The organism is Xanthomarina maritima, assembly GCF_008084905.1.
GTDB lineage: Bacteria > Bacteroidota > Bacteroidia > Flavobacteriales > Flavobacteriaceae > Xanthomarina > Xanthomarina maritima.
In genome coordinates this window covers 246,955-263,979 of record NZ_VSFC01000052.1, presented here as the reverse complement: position 1 = coordinate 263,979, position 17,025 = coordinate 246,955, and the positions used below count along the sequence as shown (strand labels likewise).

The following is a 17,025-nucleotide window of genomic DNA, read 5'->3' as shown; positions in this document are numbered from 1 at the left end:
TTAATTGTTTTTTAAGTTTTCAAAATAAGGCACATAAAGTTTTAACTCGCTTTTTAGCATAGCTGAAACACCATCGCCAGTAATTGTTGCGCCAGCAATGGCATCTACCTCATTATCTGTTTTATCTATATTTAATGGATCTGCATTTCCTTTGGCTACATTAACACCAACAAATTTTCCGTTAGACATTAATTCTTCACCTATAAAATCGTCCATAAAGAATCGCTTATTAATGTTTGCTCCTAGACCTGCAGTTTCGCCTTTATGATCAAAGAAAGCTCCTTGAATAACCATATTATCATCCATGGCTATATAAGCCCAAATAGCATCCCAAAGTCCTTTACCTCTAATGGGAGCTATATAATAAGTTTGCCCTTCTTTTTCTCCAATAAATAGTGGTAATTTTCTTTTTTCTCCTGCTTTTGCTAAAGTTTGTTGTTTTTTAACATCAATTAAATAAGCATTATTATCTTCAGAAATATCATCTCCTTGAATAACAATTTGTTTTTTAATGTATTCTGAAAATAATTTTGGAGCATCTTCAGTAGAAACAAAAACAGCATTACTATCGTCGTTTTCATTAACTCCCATAGCATATAAAATATTCTGTTGTTTTTCTAACTCTTTATTAGTATCTATTCTACCTTTTAAAGAAGATGAAGCATAAGCTAATAACGATCCAACTACTAATACCATTCCTATGGCAAAAATGATGGTATATGAATTTTTATCTGTTCTTTTTCCCATTATTATGCATTTTTAACTTTAAAACGTTTCATTCTTTTCTTTACATTACCTTGAACCACATAATGATCTATTGTTGGTGCAAATACGTTCATTAATAAAATAGCTAACATAACGCCTTCTGGATAAGCTGGATTGAATACACGAATCATAATTGATAAAAATCCTATTAAGAAACCATAAATCCATTTTCCTTTATTTGTCTGAGAAGCTGTTACTGGATCTGTGGCCATAAATACAGTACCAAAGGCAAAACCACCAATTAATAAGTGATGCCAATATGTGGTACTCATCAAGCCATAAAATTTACTTCCTTCAGATATAATGTCTGCATTAACTAATCCGTTAAATATTAAGCCCATTGTTAAAGCTCCTATAACAGATGATAACATGATTCTCCAACTTCCTATTTTAGTAAAAATCAAGAACAATCCTCCTAATAAAATTAATAAAGTAGAAGTCTCACCAACAGAGCCAGGAATAAAACCGTAGAACATATCCATTAATTCGTATCCTGCTTCTTTTCCTTGGGCTAAAGATCCTAAAATTGTTTCACCAGAAATAGCATCTAATTTTTCGCCAGCTGCAATCATTTGATCTCTTTCAACTGCTCCATGAACCCATACTTTATCTCCAGACATCCAAGTTGGATAAGCAAAGAATAAAAAAGCACGAATAGTTAAAGCTGGATTTAAGATGTTCATTCCTGTTCCACCAAAAACTTCTTTTCCAATCACTACGCCAAAGGCAACAGCTACAGCAAGCATCCAAAGTGGTGTATCAATAGGAACAATTAAAGGAACTAACATTCCTGTTACAAGATATCCTTCTTCTACTTCGTGTTTTTTAATAACAGCGAATAAAAATTCAATTGCTAAACCAACACCATAAGATACAATTACAAGAGGTAATACTTTTATTAACCCAATATAAAAGGCATCCCATGATAAAAATTCTACTGGAGTTCCCAAAGCAGCGAAATGCTGATAACCAGCATTAAACATTCCAAAAATCAAACATGGAATCATAGCCATTATAACTATGTTCATAGTACGTTTTAAGTCGTCTGCTACTTTAATATGAGTTCCATTATGTGTGGTCTCATTTGGTAAATATAAAAAAGTATGTATGGCGTTAAACGCTGGAGCCATTTTGGTTCCTTTATACTTTTCTTTTAAATTATGTAATGTGCTTTTTAAACCCATGGTTCTTTTTTTAATATTTTTCACTTTGTTTTACAAAATGAATAATTATCCAATTTCTTTAATCATTACGTCTAATCCTTTTCTAATAATCTCTTGATGTGGTTGTTTAGAAACACAAACAAATTCTGTAAGTGCAAAATCTTCAGGTGCCACTTCGTACATACCTAATGCTTCCATTTCATCTAAATCGTTATACATACAAGCTTTTAATATTTGTAAAGGAAAAATATCTAATGGAAATACCTCTTCGTAATTACCAGTTAAAACAAACGCTCTATGCTCACCATTTGTATTGGTGTTTAAATCGAATTTTTTATTAGGTGTTAACCATGAAAAAGTTAGAGCTCTTGATAAAGATATTTTATTAAAAATAGGTTTGTTCCAACCAAACAATTCGTAATCATCTCCTTCCGGAATTACAGTAATTACATTACTATAATAATCTAAACAACCATCAGGTTTAACTTGTTTACCAGTTAATACGTTTCCAGATATAATTCTATTGTTTCCGTCTTTTTCCACACCATTATCATAAACCATGGTTGCAATTTCGCTACCAATTTTAGTTTTAAAATATCTTGGTTTTTTTATTGATGATCCAGCTAAAGCAACAATACGTTCTGCATTGAATTTTCCAGTTAACAGTAAGTCTCCAATAATAACAAGATCTTGGGCATTAACTGTCCAAACTACTTCTCCTTTATTTACTGGATCTATTTTATTTATTAATGTTCCTACATTCCCTGAAGGATGTGGTCCAGAAACAGTATGTAAAGTAAGTCCAGATAATCCTGAAAACGGAGAATTTCCATTTTTAGAGACAGACACATGCACTTGACCATCGGTTAATTTACCTAAAGCATTTATTGCAGCTTGAAGCTCTGCTTCTTTACCTTTAAGTGTATAATCTAAATCTGCTGCTAATGGTGCACTAGCATAGCCAGAAATAAAAATTGCTTTTGGGGATTTATTAGGATTTGCAATAACATCGTAAGGACGTTGTTTTACAAATGGCCAACATCCAGAGGCTAATAAATGAGCTTTAATTTTATCTGCATTAGAAGAGTTTACATCAAACTTTCCATTGTCTTGATACGTTTGCTCTTTATCAGCTTGTAGTTTTACAGCTAATATTTTTCTTTTCTCTCCACGTAAAATTTCAAGAATTTCACCAGAAACAGGGGAAACAAATTTTATAGCTTCATTAGACTTATCATAAAAAACAGGTTCTCCTGCTTTTACTTTAGCACCAACTTTAACTAATAATTTTGGAATCACTCCATGGAAATCTTCAGGCCTTAATGTGCAAAAATTACTTATAATAGCATTTTCTGTAGCTTTTTCAGCTTCACCTATAAGTTTAATGTCCAGACCTTTTTTAATCTTAATGTCGTTTGACATATTTTTAAATCTATTTGTTAATAGTAAATGTGATTAAGATTTTTAATCGACTTAAAAATCCGTGCAAATTTACTAAATTCTATATGAAAATATACTAGACTTTAATGAAGTTTGTTATTTATATTTATTCTAAATTACTGAAATTAATTAGGCGTAAAATTTGTTTATCTTTACACAAACAATGAAATACAACATGAAACAAAGACTTAAACTTTTACTTTTTTTTATAATTTTCCCACTTATAATTTTTGGTCAAGCCAAAGAAGTTGTTCCTCCAGACTATATTAAAACCATAATTTTTACTGGAAAAACTCCTGAAAGCCAACTTCCTATTATAAAATTAGGAGATAGAATTGTTTTAGAATTTGATGCTTTAAATGGAAATGAAGATGATTTTTATTATAAAATTGAACACTACGATTTCGACTGGAAACCATCCAATCTAAGTAAAGCAGAATATATGATAGGCTTCGATAATAACAGGATTAGACATTATGAAAATTCTTTTAACACTTTTCAAATATATTCTCATTATAATCTTACCATACCTAACGAAAGAACACGTGGATTAAAAAAATCTGGTAATTATATGGTTGAAATATTTAATGATTATGATGAATTAGTGTTTTCAAGAAAGTTTATGGTTTATGAAGACCAAGCAACCGTTGGAGTTATAGTTAGAAGATCTAGAGACGTGAAATATTATGACGAAAAACACACAATAGATCTTACAATTGCTTCTTCAAGCATACAATTTAACAATCCTACAGAAACTGTTAAAACCATATTCATTCAAAACAACAACTTAAATACAGCCATTTCAAATTTAAAACCACAATATACTTTAGGCAACGAATTAATTTACAAGTATACAAGTGAGACAAGTTTTTGGGCTGGAAATGAATATTTAAATTTTGAAAACAAAGATATTCGTGGTGCCAATGTTGATATAGAATATATAGATCTAGAAGATATATATAACAATTTTTTATTTACTGATATTGTAAGAGCAAATAGACCATATACATTTAATCCAGACATTAATGGTAATTTTGTAATAACTGCTTTAGATACAGAAAGACCTTGGATTGAAGCAGATTATGCTTGGATACATTTTTCATTACTTCCAGAAGAAAATATTTTAAATAAAGAGATCTATGTGTATGGTAATTTCAATAATTACGAACTAACCGAAGCTAACAAAATGCATTTTAACGATGCTCGTGGCGTTTATGAAGCTCAAATATTGTTAAAACAAGGGTTTTATAGTTATAAATATGTATTGTTAGATAAAAATAATAAGCTTGAAGAAGGAGCTATAAGTGGAAATTTTCACGAAACAAGTAACAATTATAAAGTATTAGTATATTATAGAGATTTAGGAGCTAGATATGATAGACTTATTGGAATAGGTGAAGCAGAATCAATTAATATTGCTAATTAAAACCTAATTTCCGTGACAATCGTCTTAAAAATTACATTATAACATATTTATTTAATAAATTTGGTATATTACTAAATTCTGTAACCTAGGTGTAAATGGTACAACAAGTAACAAAAGGAATTAAAATTTCGGTAGAAACTTCATTCGAGGGCACATTTTACAAAAATTATAAAATGCAATATGCCTTTGGATATAAAATAACCATAGAAAACCAAAGTAAAGATTCTGTTCAGCTTCATACTAGAGAATGGACAATATTAGATTCCTTAAATAATATTGAAATAGTAGCTGGTGAAGGCGTTATAGGTAAAAAGCCATTGTTAAAACCTGGCGAATCTCACACTTATTCGTCTGGATGTTTATTAACGTCCCCTTTTGGTGCCATGTATGGTTTTTATAACATGGAGAATTACACAACTACAAAAAAGTTTAATGTAGCTATCCCTACTTTTAAATTAAGTGCTCCATTTGCCCTTAATTAATTACTAATCTAAAATTCTATTAAATTTATATATCTGTTTTTCTTGTTTTACATGAAAAAATTTACAGTTTGAATAATGTATAAATTCAAATCCTTTTTCATATTCAAAACTTATGTCATCAACTTCAAAAATGGCATGGATATCTACATTACCATTAGGAGAGATGCGCTTGAAAACAAATAAATGAATTTCTTGAGTTGGATGTAATTCAAACCAAGCACCAGCAGCTATTCCAGATAACCATTGTGCTATTTCATGTGAATTAGAAACTGGCTTTGGATGTAATGTTCCTATAACATTTGGCTCATAAGAATGTAACCTATCTAAAAAACAAGCTCTGTTTATTTTTCCAATTGAAACAAAATCATTTTTAAAATTGCCCTGTTCATCTAATTGATATATTCTATTTCTTGTATCTGTTAGTATAACATTTCCAACAGTACTTGGTGTAAACCATTTAGAACGTATCAATTTATTTTTTATACGCTTGTTAGTTACTGATGAAATTATACTATCTGTAACAAAACGAGCGCAATTACAGGCATCATTAATAAATGCTGCATATCGAATAAAATGCTTGTTTTGCATTTTTATAATATGGTTTCGTGCAGATAGATAGTCTACTTCATCGCAAACTGATGCATACAAATTACCATCTCCATGAGTTAATTTTGGATTGGTTGCAAGAAAAATTAATATCTCATTCAAATTTGTAATCTCTCCTTTATCAATAGCAGCAACTAAAGGAAAATCTAGTTCGCAATCTGTGTCCTTACCTCTAACTCGACCACTTGGCTCTGGCGTAATATAACGTCCAAAATCATGATATTCTAAAATGCCAGTTTCTTTATTAATTAAAACTAATGCTGAATGTCCAGCCCGAACACTTGTCTTATTTCCTATGCCAAAATATTTTAAATATGGCGAATACCACTCTTCTGCATGAGACACTATAGTTTCAGGATATGCAAGCGTTAAAATTATTCCAGTGTTAGTCATTTATTGATTTAGAAAATGAGATATTGGATTTAGAAAATGTGTCTTTTTGAAGGTTATAAAAGGTCATTTCAATATCTGATTGATGCTTTTCTACTTGAGTAATACTAGTTGTTTTTACAAAACCACGATCCATAATCACTCCATAATCTTCGTTATCTTCTCCAGCTGATTTATGAAAATTCAAAATAGACTCTGGATTCAATTCGTTATTGGCTTTATAATCTTCAAACCAATCTAACCGTACATTCTTCATTTCTTCTGTATATAATGAAGAAGATGACCAGATTTTTGGCTTAAGTGGTAATTTTGAAACATGCTTTGCTACACCATCCCAAACAAATTCAATAAATATTAATTCATCAAGCCAATCTACCAAAACAATTGTAAACGGCTCTACATCAACAAGATTGTATTTTTCAATTTGATCTATAAAAGATGAAGCAACTAATAAATCTTTCACTATTATTCCACGACTTAATCTATATTCAGCTAATCTTTTATGTAAAGTAAAACCTCCATTTAATAAACATATCATTCTTTTTTTTTCACTAACGCCAATCCAAGTCCCTCCAGCCAAAACATCTTTTGGATATAACAGATTTACTCCTTTTTCAATATAAAAATCAGGATCTAAAGACTTTCTATCTGGAGCTTCATCTCGATTTGAAGTCAAGATAAAATCTGCTTTTCCTATAGGAATTAAAGTAACAGTACACATAATTAAAATTGTCTGATAATAAGATAGCAACTTACAAAAAATATACAAGAATTTAACGTCTCTTTAGGATTCTAAAAATTATAAATCGACAAAAATATCGTACCTTTGCAGCTGAATTTTTTACAAATTACTAAACAAAAACAATCATGGGAAAAGGATTTTTTAATGTACCAATTGCTGTTAACGAACCTGTTATGAGTTATGCTCCAGGAAGTCCAGAAAGAGAAGCTGTTTCTAAAACGTATAAAGACATGTTTAACAGTCAAATTGATGTACCAATGTATATCAATGGAAAAGATGTAACTACTGGAAATACTAGAACAATGTCTCCACCTCATGACCATAAACATATTGTTGGAACGTACCATTTAGCTGAAAAGAAACATGTAGATGAAGCTATTGCAACGGCTTTAGAAGCAAGAAAAGCTTGGTCACAAATGCCATGGGAACAACGTGCTGGAATCTTTTTAAAAGCTGCTGAATTAATTGCAGGTCCATTTAGAGCTAAAATTAATGCTGCAACTATGATTGCTCAATCTAAAACAATCCATCAAGCTGAAATTGATGCAGCTTGTGAATTGATAGACTTCTTACGTTTTAATGTCCAGTTTATGACAGACATTTATATGGAACAACCTGAAAGTACAAGTGATGCTTGGAACAGAGTAGAATATAGACCTCTAGAAGGATTTACATATGCTGTAACACCATTTAACTTTACTGCAATTGCTGGAAATTTACCAGCATGTATGGCATTAATGGGCAATGTTGTTGTTTGGAAACCAAGTGATAGTCAGATATATTCTGCAAAAGTCATCATGGATATCTTTAAAGAAGCAGGTGTCCCAGATGGAGTAATCAACGTTGTTTTTGGTGATCCTGTGATGATTACAGATACAGTAATGGCAAGTCCAGATTTTTCTGGTTTACACTTTACGGGCTCGACTTACATCTTTAAAGAATTGTGGAAGCAAATTGGAAATAATATTCATAATTATAAAACTTACCCTAGAATAGTTGGTGAAACTGGTGGAAAAGATTTCATTGTTGCACATAAAACTGCAAATGCAAAACAAGTAGCGACTGCTATTGTTAGAGGAGCATTTGAATTCCAAGGACAAAAATGTAGTGCAGCTTCTAGAGCTTATATTCCTAACAACCTTTGGAATGATGTTAAAAAGTATGTGATTGAAGATGTAAAATCTTTTAAAATGGGATCTCCTGAAGATATGAGCAACTTTATAACTGCTGTTATCCATGAAGGTTCGTTTGATAAATTAGCAAAATATATCGATGCTGCAAAAGCCGATGCTGATGCAGAAATTATTGTTGGCGGAAACTACGATAAATCTAAAGGTTACTTTATAGAACCAACTGTTATTGTAACTACAAATCCAAAATATTCTACCATGTGTACTGAATTATTTGGCCCAGTAATCACTATTTATGTTTATGATGATAATAAATATTCTGAAACATTAAAATTAGTTGACGAAACTAGTGAATACGCTTTAACTGGAGCTATTTTATCTACCTGTCGTTATGCAATTGAAGAGGCTACAAAAACACTTCAAAATTGTGCTGGAAACTTCTATATTAACGATAAACCAACTGGTGCAGTCGTAGGACAACAACCATTTGGCGGAGCAAGAGCTTCCGGAACAAATGACAAAGCTGGATCTGCTCAAAACTTATTACGTTGGGTGTCTCCAAGAATGATTAAAGAAACATTTGTTACTCCAACAAATTATAGATATCCTTTTTTAGGATAATTAAATATTATACTTTTCTAAGAATCCCAAATGTAATCGTTTGGGATTTTTTTTGTTCAAATATTACTAGTGTTTTATATTTTCATTAACTTGGTATATTAAAAATTCTTAATTCTCAATCATGTTTTTTTAATTGCTATTAATCAATCTATTTACAATGAAAAAAATTACGCTTTTAATTGTACTTCTATCCAGTTTTACATTTGCTCAAAAAATACAAGTTTTAGATTACTCTAAACTTGATAAGTCTGATATGAAAACAGATTTATTAATAAAAAACACATCACCTTTTTCTCCTATTGGGAAAAATTATTCTAAAAATGGCATGTATACTTTTATTCAAGCCTATAAGGAACTTTCAAACAATGATGATTTAAAAAGACTCCAGAAAACAAATGAAATTCAAAGATTTACTAAAACAGTTTCGTATGCTGAAACAGTTAAAATAGGACTTATTCATTCGGAATATGAGTCTTTAAATAAACAAGCACTAGAAGAACAAAAAATTAGATTAGAAAATAATTCTGTTATTAGAAATACTTCAGAATATATTTTTACAAAAAACACGTCAACTATTATTGCTCCTTTATGCATTAATAAAAAAGGACTACATACTAAATTTGAATTAGCATCAGATTTCTATTTTAATAATACAACTAATAATTTAAGTGAAGTAAAAGCAGATTTTGACGATGGTAGTGGCTTACAAACCATAAGTTTTAATTCCCCAATTCAAGTAAATTATCAGTCTGAAGGCGATAAAAACTTAATATTTAAATTAACGTTTTCTGATGGATCAACAATAAACAGACTATCTAAAATAAATATTCAATACAGTAACAAAGACATAATATCTTTAAATAATCAAAGAATTGTAAATGAAGTTACTTCTACTATTATTCCAAATTTGGGTGCGTATAGTGGAGCTACAAACTCTGCTGGAATGGCAGAATATGAAATCTTTTTAGGAGCAGATAATGTTTTAGACAAACCTATTTTTTTAATTGATGGTTTTGATCCAGCAGATTCTAGAAACACAATGGCTATTTATAATATGCTAAATTATGATGTTGGTGGTGGTGTTATTGAAAACTTAGGAACAAAAATTCGTGAAGAAGAGAATTTTGATATAGTTATAATTAATCATCCTCAATATTTCATTTTATCTAATGGCTCATTACAATCTATGGCAAACTCTACAGACGTAAATAATAATGGAGTAATTGATACCGCAGATTATCCTGGAAGTACTTTAATAGATGGGGGTTCAGATTTTATTGAACGTAATGCCATGTCTACTATTGAAGTTATAAATCTTATTAATTCTCAGAAAGTTGGCGCAGAAGAAAACGTTATTATTGGTCCAAGTATGGGAGGATTAATTTCAAGATATGCGCTAAATTACATGGAAAGTGTTAGCATAGATCATGAAACTAGGCTTTGGATTTCATTCGATTCACCACATTTAGGAGCGAATGTACCCATAGGATTTCAACATTTATTTAATTACTTAGGTTATGGATTAGATACACCTTTAGGTGATTATAGTATTGAAGCCATAAGACCTGTTGTAGAAGGCATGTTGAAATCTGGAGCAGCAAGACAAATGTTACGTGACCAATTTGAGGCTCACTTAGCTAGTGGAAGTACATTAGATTTTGACCCAACAAAACTATTGCCTGAAGCACATCCATTTAATCCTATTTTTTATGATAATATGAATGGATTAACTTCTTCTGGATATCCTGAAGACACTAGAAATGTTTCAATAATAAATGGAAGTGGAATTGGTGCTCCATATAAAAATAAAAATGGCAGCGATGTAACTCCAGGTCAACAAGTTTTAGATGTATTTATTGAAGAAGTGGCAACTTTAACTGATGCCTATTTAGACGCTTGGCTAACTCCAACAAGTGGTACTACAGCTAAAATTAGCGAAGTTTGGATAGACATTGTTTTTATTTGTTTTTGCGATATTGAAACTGAAGAAAACGCACAAGCACCAGCTTATTCTGATGGTATTGATGCTGCTCCAGGTGGTTTATTTGACATTGGTGCTTTAGCAGCAGATTTTGGTGGAGACCCAACTATTGATGCCTTTTTTGCTGGATTAACTACAGATTATTTCAATTTTATTCCAGCAGTTAGTGCTATAGCTTTAATAAATGGTGGCTCTTCGGATTGGTATCAAAACATTAATTTAGGAGCAGGTGACACGCCTTGGGATGCTTCAACAACTACAAACCCAAACACACCTTTTGTAAATTGGTATATTCCTGATGAAAATGAAGGCCATGTAACTCTAACCCCTAGTAATGTAGCATTTGCTTGGGAAGAAATTATTGATACGAATACCTTATCAATTAATAATACTTTAATTGAAAATTTTATTAAATTAGAACAAAATCCTATTACTAACAATCTAACCTTAATAAGTTCTAAAGATTATCAAAATGCTGAAATCTCAATTATTGATATGACTGGAAAATTAGTTTATAACAATAAAACCAATTTAAATGGTAAAACATCAATTCCTTTGAATCTAGCATCTGGTTTATACATATTAAATGTTGATACAAATACAGATTATATTCTAAAAACAAAAGTGATTTTAAAATAATTCGCAATAAAAAATTAATCATGAAAAAAGTCGCACTATTACTTGTAATAACAATTGCTACCACCTTCCAAACAACAGTTTCAAATAATTTTAAAACCAATTTCTTATTTACTGTTGAAACTCAAAAAGATTCAATACGATTAGCAGAACTAGATCGATACTGGATTGAATTATCTAGAACAGTTAAAGAAGGAGATTATGAAGGGTATGCAGCCACTTACCACGAAGATGCAGTAGTAATATTTGCAACAGGAAAAAACAAAACTTCTGTTGCATTAAGTAAAGCATTAGCTGGATGGAAAGAAGGTTTTATAAAAACTAAAGAAGGAAAACAGAAAGACAATGTTGAGTTTAGGTTTTCACAGAGAATTGGTGATGAAACAACAGCTTTTGAAACTGGAATATTTCGGTTTACATCTAAAGATACAGAGGGAAAACTCCTTGCAGATCAAACTATTCATTTTGAAATGCTGCTTATAAAGCGTGATGGCAAATGGTATGGCTTAATGGAACACCAGAAAGGAATTGCCACTGAAGAAGAATGGGATTCATTAAAGTAATTTTAAAATAGTTATTTTTTATGCGTAAAACACTTAAATTTCTAAAGGAAGAGTTCTTAGAAATGCTGCCTCCAACCATTTTCTTTTTTGTGGTATTTCATATTTTATTTTTTATTCGATCATTAATTGCCAATGAATATGGAATAAGCGTAACATCGTCTATAGTTGCAACCATTGGAGCATTAATAGTAGGTAAAGCTGTACTAATTGCTGACAAATTAAAACTATTAAAGCTCTTTCAAAAAAGCAACCTGGTTCATCGTGTGATTTGGAAAGTCTTTATTTACACAATAATGGTTTTTATTTTCAGATATCTAGAAGAGGTTATTCCATTAATATCTAAATTTGGTTCTTTTGGTTCTGCAAACCAACATTTACTTGAAGAAATTAAGTGGCCTAAGTTTTGGACAATTCAAATTTTTCTAGTTGTATTTCTTATAATTTATGTGTCTTTTGCTGAACTTATAAAACTTGTAGGTAAAGATAAATTCAAAGAAATGGTGTTTGGAAAAAAAGTCTAAGAATTCTTATTGGATATTTAACCTTTATACTTCAAAGGTAAATGCACCACTTTTTTAGTTTCAAAAAAATCCTCGTTAAAGAAATCCATAATATTATAAATAGTTGCCGTTTTGTAATCTTGTAATTCTTCAGATAAATCGCCACCTTTTAAGTAAATGATTCCATTTTTGATTTCGTGATTTTGTTTTTTTGCTATTTTTCCTTTTACCCAATGCACAAAAGTTGGCATGGCGGCTACTGCTCTACTTACTATAAAATCGTAATTGCCTTTAATTTCTTCAACTCGTTTATTGGTAGTTTTCACATTCTCCAATCCTAAGCCTTCTACTACCTCATCAACCACTTTTAATTTTTTAGCTATACTATCTACTAAATGAAAAGAACATTCTGGAAATAAAATTGCTAGTGGAATTCCAGGAAAACCTCCACCAGTTCCAACATCCATAATTTTAGTTCCAGGTTTAAATTCAATTACTTTTGCAACCGCCAAAGAATGTAATACATGTCTTAAATACAACTCGTCAATATCCTTACGAGACACCACATTTATCTTTAAATTCCAATCTTGATATAAGGCTTCAAGCTTTGAAAATTTATCAATCTGATCTTCAGTGAGGTTAGGAAAATACTTAAGAATTAGCTCCATGGATTTTTAATTTTGAACAAAAATAGATAAATTATTATGCATTTTTATGAAAACTTTATTAAGTTACACATCTTTATTAATTATCTTTGGCACCATATATGATACTCGTTTTTATAACGTTACTATCTATTAAAAACTATAGCATGACAAAACAAACATTATCTTTCTCTAGAACTGACTCTACTAATTTTTTTAGAACATTAAACAAACGTGTAAACAATTATTTTAAAGAAAATAATATTAAAAAAACAGGAAACTGGAAGTTATATTCTAAAGCCATTTTCATGTTTACATTACTTCTTGGACCATTAGTATTACTATTAACAGTCGATTTACCTGCTTGGGCTCAAATAATTTCTATGATAGTTATAGGAATTGGAATAGCTGGAGTAGGAATGAATGTGATGCACGATGCAAATCACGGCTCTTTTTCCAGTAAAAAATGGGTTAATAAAATAATGGGAAGCAGCATTCACATTTTAGCTGGTAATGATTATAACTGGAAAGTACAACATAATGTATTACACCATACATATACAAATATTCAAGGCCATGATGAAGACATTGATGCTGGAAGAATTATTCGTTTTTCAAAACATTCTAAATGGTTAAAAATTCATCAATATCAAAAGTACTATGCCTTTTTATTATATGGATTATTAACCGTTAACTGGGCAATTACAACCGACTTTAAACAAACCTATATCTATTTAAAAAGAAAATTGTCTTATGGCGATTTCCCTAATCCTGCTACTCAATGGACGAAGTTAATTATAGGCAAAATATTATATTATTCTATTTGGGTTGTTTTACCTTTAGCTTTAGGTTACGCGTGGTGGCAAGTTTTAATTGGATTCTTTATCATGCATTATACTGCAGGCATAATACTTAGTGTTATTTTCCAATTAGCACATGTCATGCCAAATACAGAAATGCCATTACCAGATGAAGAGGGAAATATGAAAAATACTTGGGCAATTCATCAGCTATTTACGACATCTAATTTTTCACCTAAAAGTTGGATTGTTGAATTTTATACTGGTGGATTAAACAGACAGGTAGAGCATCACTTATTTTCAAATATAAGTCACGTTCATTATAAAAATATTGCAAAAATAGTAAGAGAAACTGCTCATGAGTTTAGCTTACCATATAACGAATATAATTCTATTTGGAGAGCAATTGCAGAACATTACGAACAATTAAAAATATTAGGAAGAAAACCTAGTATGGCTTAATTATATAATTGCATTACAAAAATAACTAACCACAATGGGCCTACTTTCAGAAAGAGTTTTAAATATGTCTACTTCTGCCACTTTAGCTATGGCTGCAAAGACAAGAGAACTTAAAGCACAAGGAAAAGATATTATTGGTTTAAGTCTAGGTGAACCAGATTTTAATACACCAGATTATATTAAAGATGCTGCAATTCAAGCTATCAATGAGAATTATAATTCTTATTCTCCTGTAGATGGTTATGTTGAGTTGAAGGAAGCAATTATTACCAAGTTTAAACGAGACAATAATCTAACCTATACACTACCTCAAATTGTTGTTTCTACTGGAGCTAAACAATCATTAGCAAATGTAGCTTCGGTTATGATTAATAAAGGTGACGAAGTAATTTTACCTTGTCCATATTGGGTAAGTTATGCTGATATTGTTGAATTATTTGAAGGGGTTCCAGTAGAAGTAAAAACATCTATTGATAACGATTTTAAAATGACTCCTGAACAGCTGGAAGCTGCAATTACACCAAAAACTAAAATGATTTGGTATAGCTCGCCTTGTAATCCAAGTGGTTCATTATATAGTACTGAAGAGTTGCGTGCATTGGCAGATGTGCTTCAGAAATATCCAGATATTTATGTAGTTTCAGATGAAATTTATGAGCATATAAACTTCACAAAAAATGGTCATGCAAGTATGGCTCAGTTTGAAGACATGTTTGATAGAACGGTTACAGTAAATGGTGTTTCAAAAGCTTTTGCTATGACTGGTTGGAGAATTGGTTTTATTGGTGCTCCAGAAGTTATAGCTCGTGCTTGTAATAAAATGCAAGGACAAATTACAAGTGGAGCCAATTGTATTGCACAACGTGCAACTATTACTGCTTTAAACGAATCTCCTACACGTGTTAAATTTATGATTGACGAATTTAAAGTTCGTAGAGATTTAGTTTTAGATTTACTATCTGAAGTTGAAGGCTTTAAAACCAACACACCTGAGGGTGCTTTTTATGTGTTTCCAAATGTGTCTTATTACTTCGGAAAAACCTTAAGGGGAAAAACCATCAATAACGCAACAGATTTTTCATTGTACCTTTTAGAGGAAGCTTTAGTGGCAACTGTTACAGGTGATGCCTTTGGAAATCCAGATTGTATTCGTATTAGTTATGCAGCAAGCCAAGAACAAATTATTGAAGCTATTAAGCGCATTAAGGATGCTGTTAATTAAAATCCAATTAACGATTACGCCAAAAGAAAGGGGTTAATAAAATAAGAACCGTAAATAATTCTAAACGTCCTATTAACATTAAAAAAGAGCTCCACCATTTTCCAAAAGTTGGTAAACTAGCATAATTATTTACAGGACCATATTCGCCAAGTGCTGGTCCAACGTTTCCTAAACTTGAAGCTGCCAAACCTATAGAAGATTCAAAGTCTATATCCATCATAGAGAACACCAAAGCTCCTACAATAAAAAACAACATATACAGAATAAAAAAGGCTAGAATATTAAATACTATGTCTCCTGTTACAGCTTTATTATTATATCTTACAGGTAATATTGCATTTGGATGTAAGGCACGTTTAAACTCTAAAAACCCATTTTTAATTAATATCAAATGTCTCACGACCTTAACACTTCCTGAAGTACTTCCTGCCGAACCACCTAAAAACATGAGTCCGAAAAAGAATACCATTAAAAAAGGTGTCCACAACGTATAATCTGCTGTTACAAATCCAGTAGTAGTTACAATGGCTAATACTTGAAAGAGTGCATGCCTAAAAGCGCTTTCTGCTTCTCCCCAAACCATTGGATGCTCTATGGAAGATGCAGATACATCTGCTTTAAAATAAATAATAAAAGCAGCAATTATGGTAAAAATGGCTATAAACTTAAAGTAAAGTTTAAACTCTTCATCTTTAATTATTTTTTGAACTTTTCCTTTAAATGCAAAATAACTAAGAACAAAGTTTGTTCCAGCTAAAAACATAAATATAATTATAATGTATTGTATTATTGGCTGTCCATTCCAATAAGCAACACTGGCATTTTTAGTAGAAAATCCACCTGTAGATAAGGTGCTCATGGAATGATTTATAGCATCGAAAAAAGACATTCCAGCAACTTTTAATAAAATGGTTTCTGCAATAGTATATCCAAAATAAATGAGCCACAAACGCTTTGCTGTGTCTGTTATTCTTGGATGTAATTTATCTGCACTAGGTCCAGGAGCTTCAGCTGCAAACATTTGCATACCACCTATTCCTAATAAAGGTAATATAGCGATTGCTAATACTATAATTCCCATTCCTCCAATCCAATGCGTTAAACTTCTCCAGAACAGAACACCTTCAGGAAGTACTTCAATATCATTTAAAATGGAAGCTCCTGTAGTTGTAAATCCAGACATGGTCTCAAAAAAAGCATCAGTAAAATTGGTAATACTTCCAGTTAATAAATAAGGAATAGTGCCTGACAAAGCCATAACAATCCAACCAAAGGTTACAACTATGTAACCTTCTCGTTTATTCATTTCTTTGTTATGGTCTTTAGTATTAAACATTGCTAAAAGACCTATTAAAATGGTTAAGGCTCCTGAAATAAACAGTTTAGATGTAACTCCATCTTTATATATAAAACTTATTAAAGAAGAAAGCATCATAAAACCACCATTGAACA

At 30.9% G+C, this 17,025-nt stretch carries 15 protein-coding genes; 8 read left to right on the top strand and 7 right to left on the bottom strand.

The features are described from left to right. Genes FVF61_RS11095 through FVF61_RS11085 form a run of 3 tightly spaced genes read right to left on the bottom strand, consistent with a single transcriptional unit; the run spans position 1 to position 3,350 of the window. Positions 1–747, bottom strand: a complete 747-nt coding sequence (locus FVF61_RS11095; protein ID WP_148456409.1) for a Na(+)-translocating NADH-quinone reductase subunit C — start codon at positions 745–747, stop codon at positions 1–3. Between the two features lie 2 nt (positions 748–749). Further along, positions 750–1,949 (bottom strand): NADH:ubiquinone reductase (Na(+)-transporting) subunit B, encoded by a 1,200-nt coding sequence (locus tag FVF61_RS11090; protein WP_148456407.1) that lies wholly within the window; start codon positions 1,947–1,949, stop codon positions 750–752. A gap of 45 nt (positions 1,950–1,994) precedes the next feature. Next, the gene (locus tag FVF61_RS11085) at positions 1,995–3,350 is read right to left on the bottom strand and encodes a Na(+)-translocating NADH-quinone reductase subunit A (RefSeq protein ID WP_148456405.1); all 1,356 of its coding nucleotides are present in this window, start codon (positions 3,348–3,350) and stop codon (positions 1,995–1,997) included. A gap of 193 nt (positions 3,351–3,543) precedes the next feature. Between FVF61_RS11085 and FVF61_RS11080 the strand changes: the two genes are divergently transcribed. Together FVF61_RS11080 and apaG are read left to right on the top strand one after the other, a co-directional pair. Further along, positions 3,544–4,794: a type IX secretion system plug protein gene (locus FVF61_RS11080; protein ID WP_148456403.1), complete on the top strand. Its 1,251-nt coding sequence runs from the start codon at positions 3,544–3,546 to the stop codon at positions 4,792–4,794. 95 nt (positions 4,795–4,889) lie between these two features. Beyond that, on the top strand, positions 4,890–5,276 hold the full coding sequence (gene apaG / locus FVF61_RS11075) for a Co2+/Mg2+ efflux protein ApaG (protein WP_148456401.1): 387 nt from the start codon (positions 4,890–4,892) through the stop codon (positions 5,274–5,276). Positions 5,277–5,279: 3 nt separating this feature from the next. On the opposite strand, the gene FVF61_RS11070 is transcribed toward apaG, so the two are convergent. Then, positions 5,280–6,275: a DUF6695 family protein gene (locus FVF61_RS11070; RefSeq protein WP_148456400.1), complete on the bottom strand. Its 996-nt coding sequence runs from the start codon at positions 6,273–6,275 to the stop codon at positions 5,280–5,282. After that, positions 6,268–6,993, bottom strand: coding sequence for an NRDE family protein (locus FVF61_RS11065; protein ID WP_148456398.1), 726 nt, complete (start codon positions 6,991–6,993; stop codon positions 6,268–6,270). The genes FVF61_RS11070 and FVF61_RS11065 overlap by 8 nt, the downstream gene beginning before the upstream one ends. Positions 6,994–7,139: 146 nt before the next feature. Here FVF61_RS11065 and pruA point away from each other — a divergent pair, with 146 nt between their 5' ends. From pruA to FVF61_RS11045, 4 genes are all read left to right on the top strand, one after another. Beyond that, positions 7,140–8,765: an L-glutamate gamma-semialdehyde dehydrogenase gene (gene pruA / locus FVF61_RS11060; protein ID WP_148456396.1), complete on the top strand. Its 1,626-nt coding sequence runs from the start codon at positions 7,140–7,142 to the stop codon at positions 8,763–8,765. 157 nt (positions 8,766–8,922) lie between these two features. Then, complete coding sequence (locus FVF61_RS11055) at positions 8,923–11,385, top strand: T9SS type A sorting domain-containing protein (protein WP_148456394.1); 2,463 nt, start codon at positions 8,923–8,925, stop codon at positions 11,383–11,385. Positions 11,386–11,405: 20 nt separating this feature from the next. After that, positions 11,406–11,945 (top strand): DUF4440 domain-containing protein, encoded by a 540-nt coding sequence (locus FVF61_RS11050; RefSeq protein WP_148456392.1) that lies wholly within the window; start codon positions 11,406–11,408, stop codon positions 11,943–11,945. 20 nt (positions 11,946–11,965) lie between these two features. After that, on the top strand, positions 11,966–12,466 hold the full coding sequence (locus FVF61_RS11045; RefSeq protein WP_148456390.1) for a hypothetical protein: 501 nt from the start codon (positions 11,966–11,968) through the stop codon (positions 12,464–12,466). A 17-nt stretch (positions 12,467–12,483) separates the two neighbouring features. Here the strand turns inward: FVF61_RS11045 and rsmG are convergent, their stop codons facing one another. After that, positions 12,484–13,113, bottom strand: coding sequence for a 16S rRNA (guanine(527)-N(7))-methyltransferase RsmG (rsmG, locus tag FVF61_RS11040; protein WP_148456388.1), 630 nt, complete (start codon positions 13,111–13,113; stop codon positions 12,484–12,486). 143 nt (positions 13,114–13,256) lie between these two features. Here rsmG and FVF61_RS11035 point away from each other — a divergent pair, with 143 nt between their 5' ends. Continuing rightward, positions 13,257–14,351, top strand: coding sequence for a fatty acid desaturase family protein (locus FVF61_RS11035; RefSeq protein ID WP_148456386.1), 1,095 nt, complete (start codon positions 13,257–13,259; stop codon positions 14,349–14,351). A 34-nt stretch (positions 14,352–14,385) separates the two neighbouring features. Next, the gene (locus FVF61_RS11030; RefSeq protein WP_148456384.1) at positions 14,386–15,573 is read left to right on the top strand and encodes a pyridoxal phosphate-dependent aminotransferase; all 1,188 of its coding nucleotides are present in this window, start codon (positions 14,386–14,388) and stop codon (positions 15,571–15,573) included. 7 nt (positions 15,574–15,580) lie between these two features. On the opposite strand, the gene FVF61_RS11025 is transcribed toward FVF61_RS11030, so the two are convergent. Further along, entirely contained in the window at positions 15,581–17,008 is a 1,428-nt protein-coding gene (locus tag FVF61_RS11025; RefSeq protein ID WP_233586805.1) for a TrkH family potassium uptake protein, read from the bottom strand. Between the last annotated feature and the right edge of the window lie 17 nt (positions 17,009–17,025).

Bases quoted from the DNA above. Each gene is read 5' to 3' on its own strand.
- FVF61_RS11035 (WP_148456386.1), top strand. From the start codon at position 13,257: ATGACAAAACAAACATTATCTTTCTCTAGAACTGACTCTACTAATTTT.
- FVF61_RS11085 (WP_148456405.1), bottom strand. From the start codon at position 3,350: ATGTCAAACGACATTAAGATTAAAAAAGGTCTGGACATTAAACTTATA.
- FVF61_RS11045 (WP_148456390.1), top strand. From the start codon at position 11,966: ATGCGTAAAACACTTAAATTTCTAAAGGAAGAGTTCTTAGAAATGCTG.
- FVF61_RS11025 (WP_233586805.1), bottom strand. From the start codon at position 17,008: ATGATGCTTTCTTCTTTAATAAGTTTTATATATAAAGATGGAGTTACA.
- apaG (WP_148456401.1), top strand. From the start codon at position 4,890: ATGGTACAACAAGTAACAAAAGGAATTAAAATTTCGGTAGAAACTTCA.
- FVF61_RS11080 (WP_148456403.1), top strand. From the start codon at position 3,544: ATGAAACAAAGACTTAAACTTTTACTTTTTTTTATAATTTTCCCACTT.
- FVF61_RS11050 (WP_148456392.1), top strand. From the start codon at position 11,406: ATGAAAAAAGTCGCACTATTACTTGTAATAACAATTGCTACCACCTTC.
- FVF61_RS11070 (WP_148456400.1), bottom strand. From the start codon at position 6,275: ATGACTAACACTGGAATAATTTTAACGCTTGCATATCCTGAAACTATA.
- FVF61_RS11055 (WP_148456394.1), top strand. From the start codon at position 8,923: ATGAAAAAAATTACGCTTTTAATTGTACTTCTATCCAGTTTTACATTT.
- FVF61_RS11090 (WP_148456407.1), bottom strand. From the start codon at position 1,949: ATGGGTTTAAAAAGCACATTACATAATTTAAAAGAAAAGTATAAAGGA.
- FVF61_RS11095 (WP_148456409.1), bottom strand. From the start codon at position 747: ATGGGAAAAAGAACAGATAAAAATTCATATACCATCATTTTTGCCATA.
- FVF61_RS11030 (WP_148456384.1), top strand. From the start codon at position 14,386: ATGGGCCTACTTTCAGAAAGAGTTTTAAATATGTCTACTTCTGCCACT.
- FVF61_RS11065 (WP_148456398.1), bottom strand. From the start codon at position 6,993: ATGTGTACTGTTACTTTAATTCCTATAGGAAAAGCAGATTTTATCTTG.
- rsmG (WP_148456388.1), bottom strand. From the start codon at position 13,113: ATGGAGCTAATTCTTAAGTATTTTCCTAACCTCACTGAAGATCAGATT.
- pruA (WP_148456396.1), top strand. From the start codon at position 7,140: ATGGGAAAAGGATTTTTTAATGTACCAATTGCTGTTAACGAACCTGTT.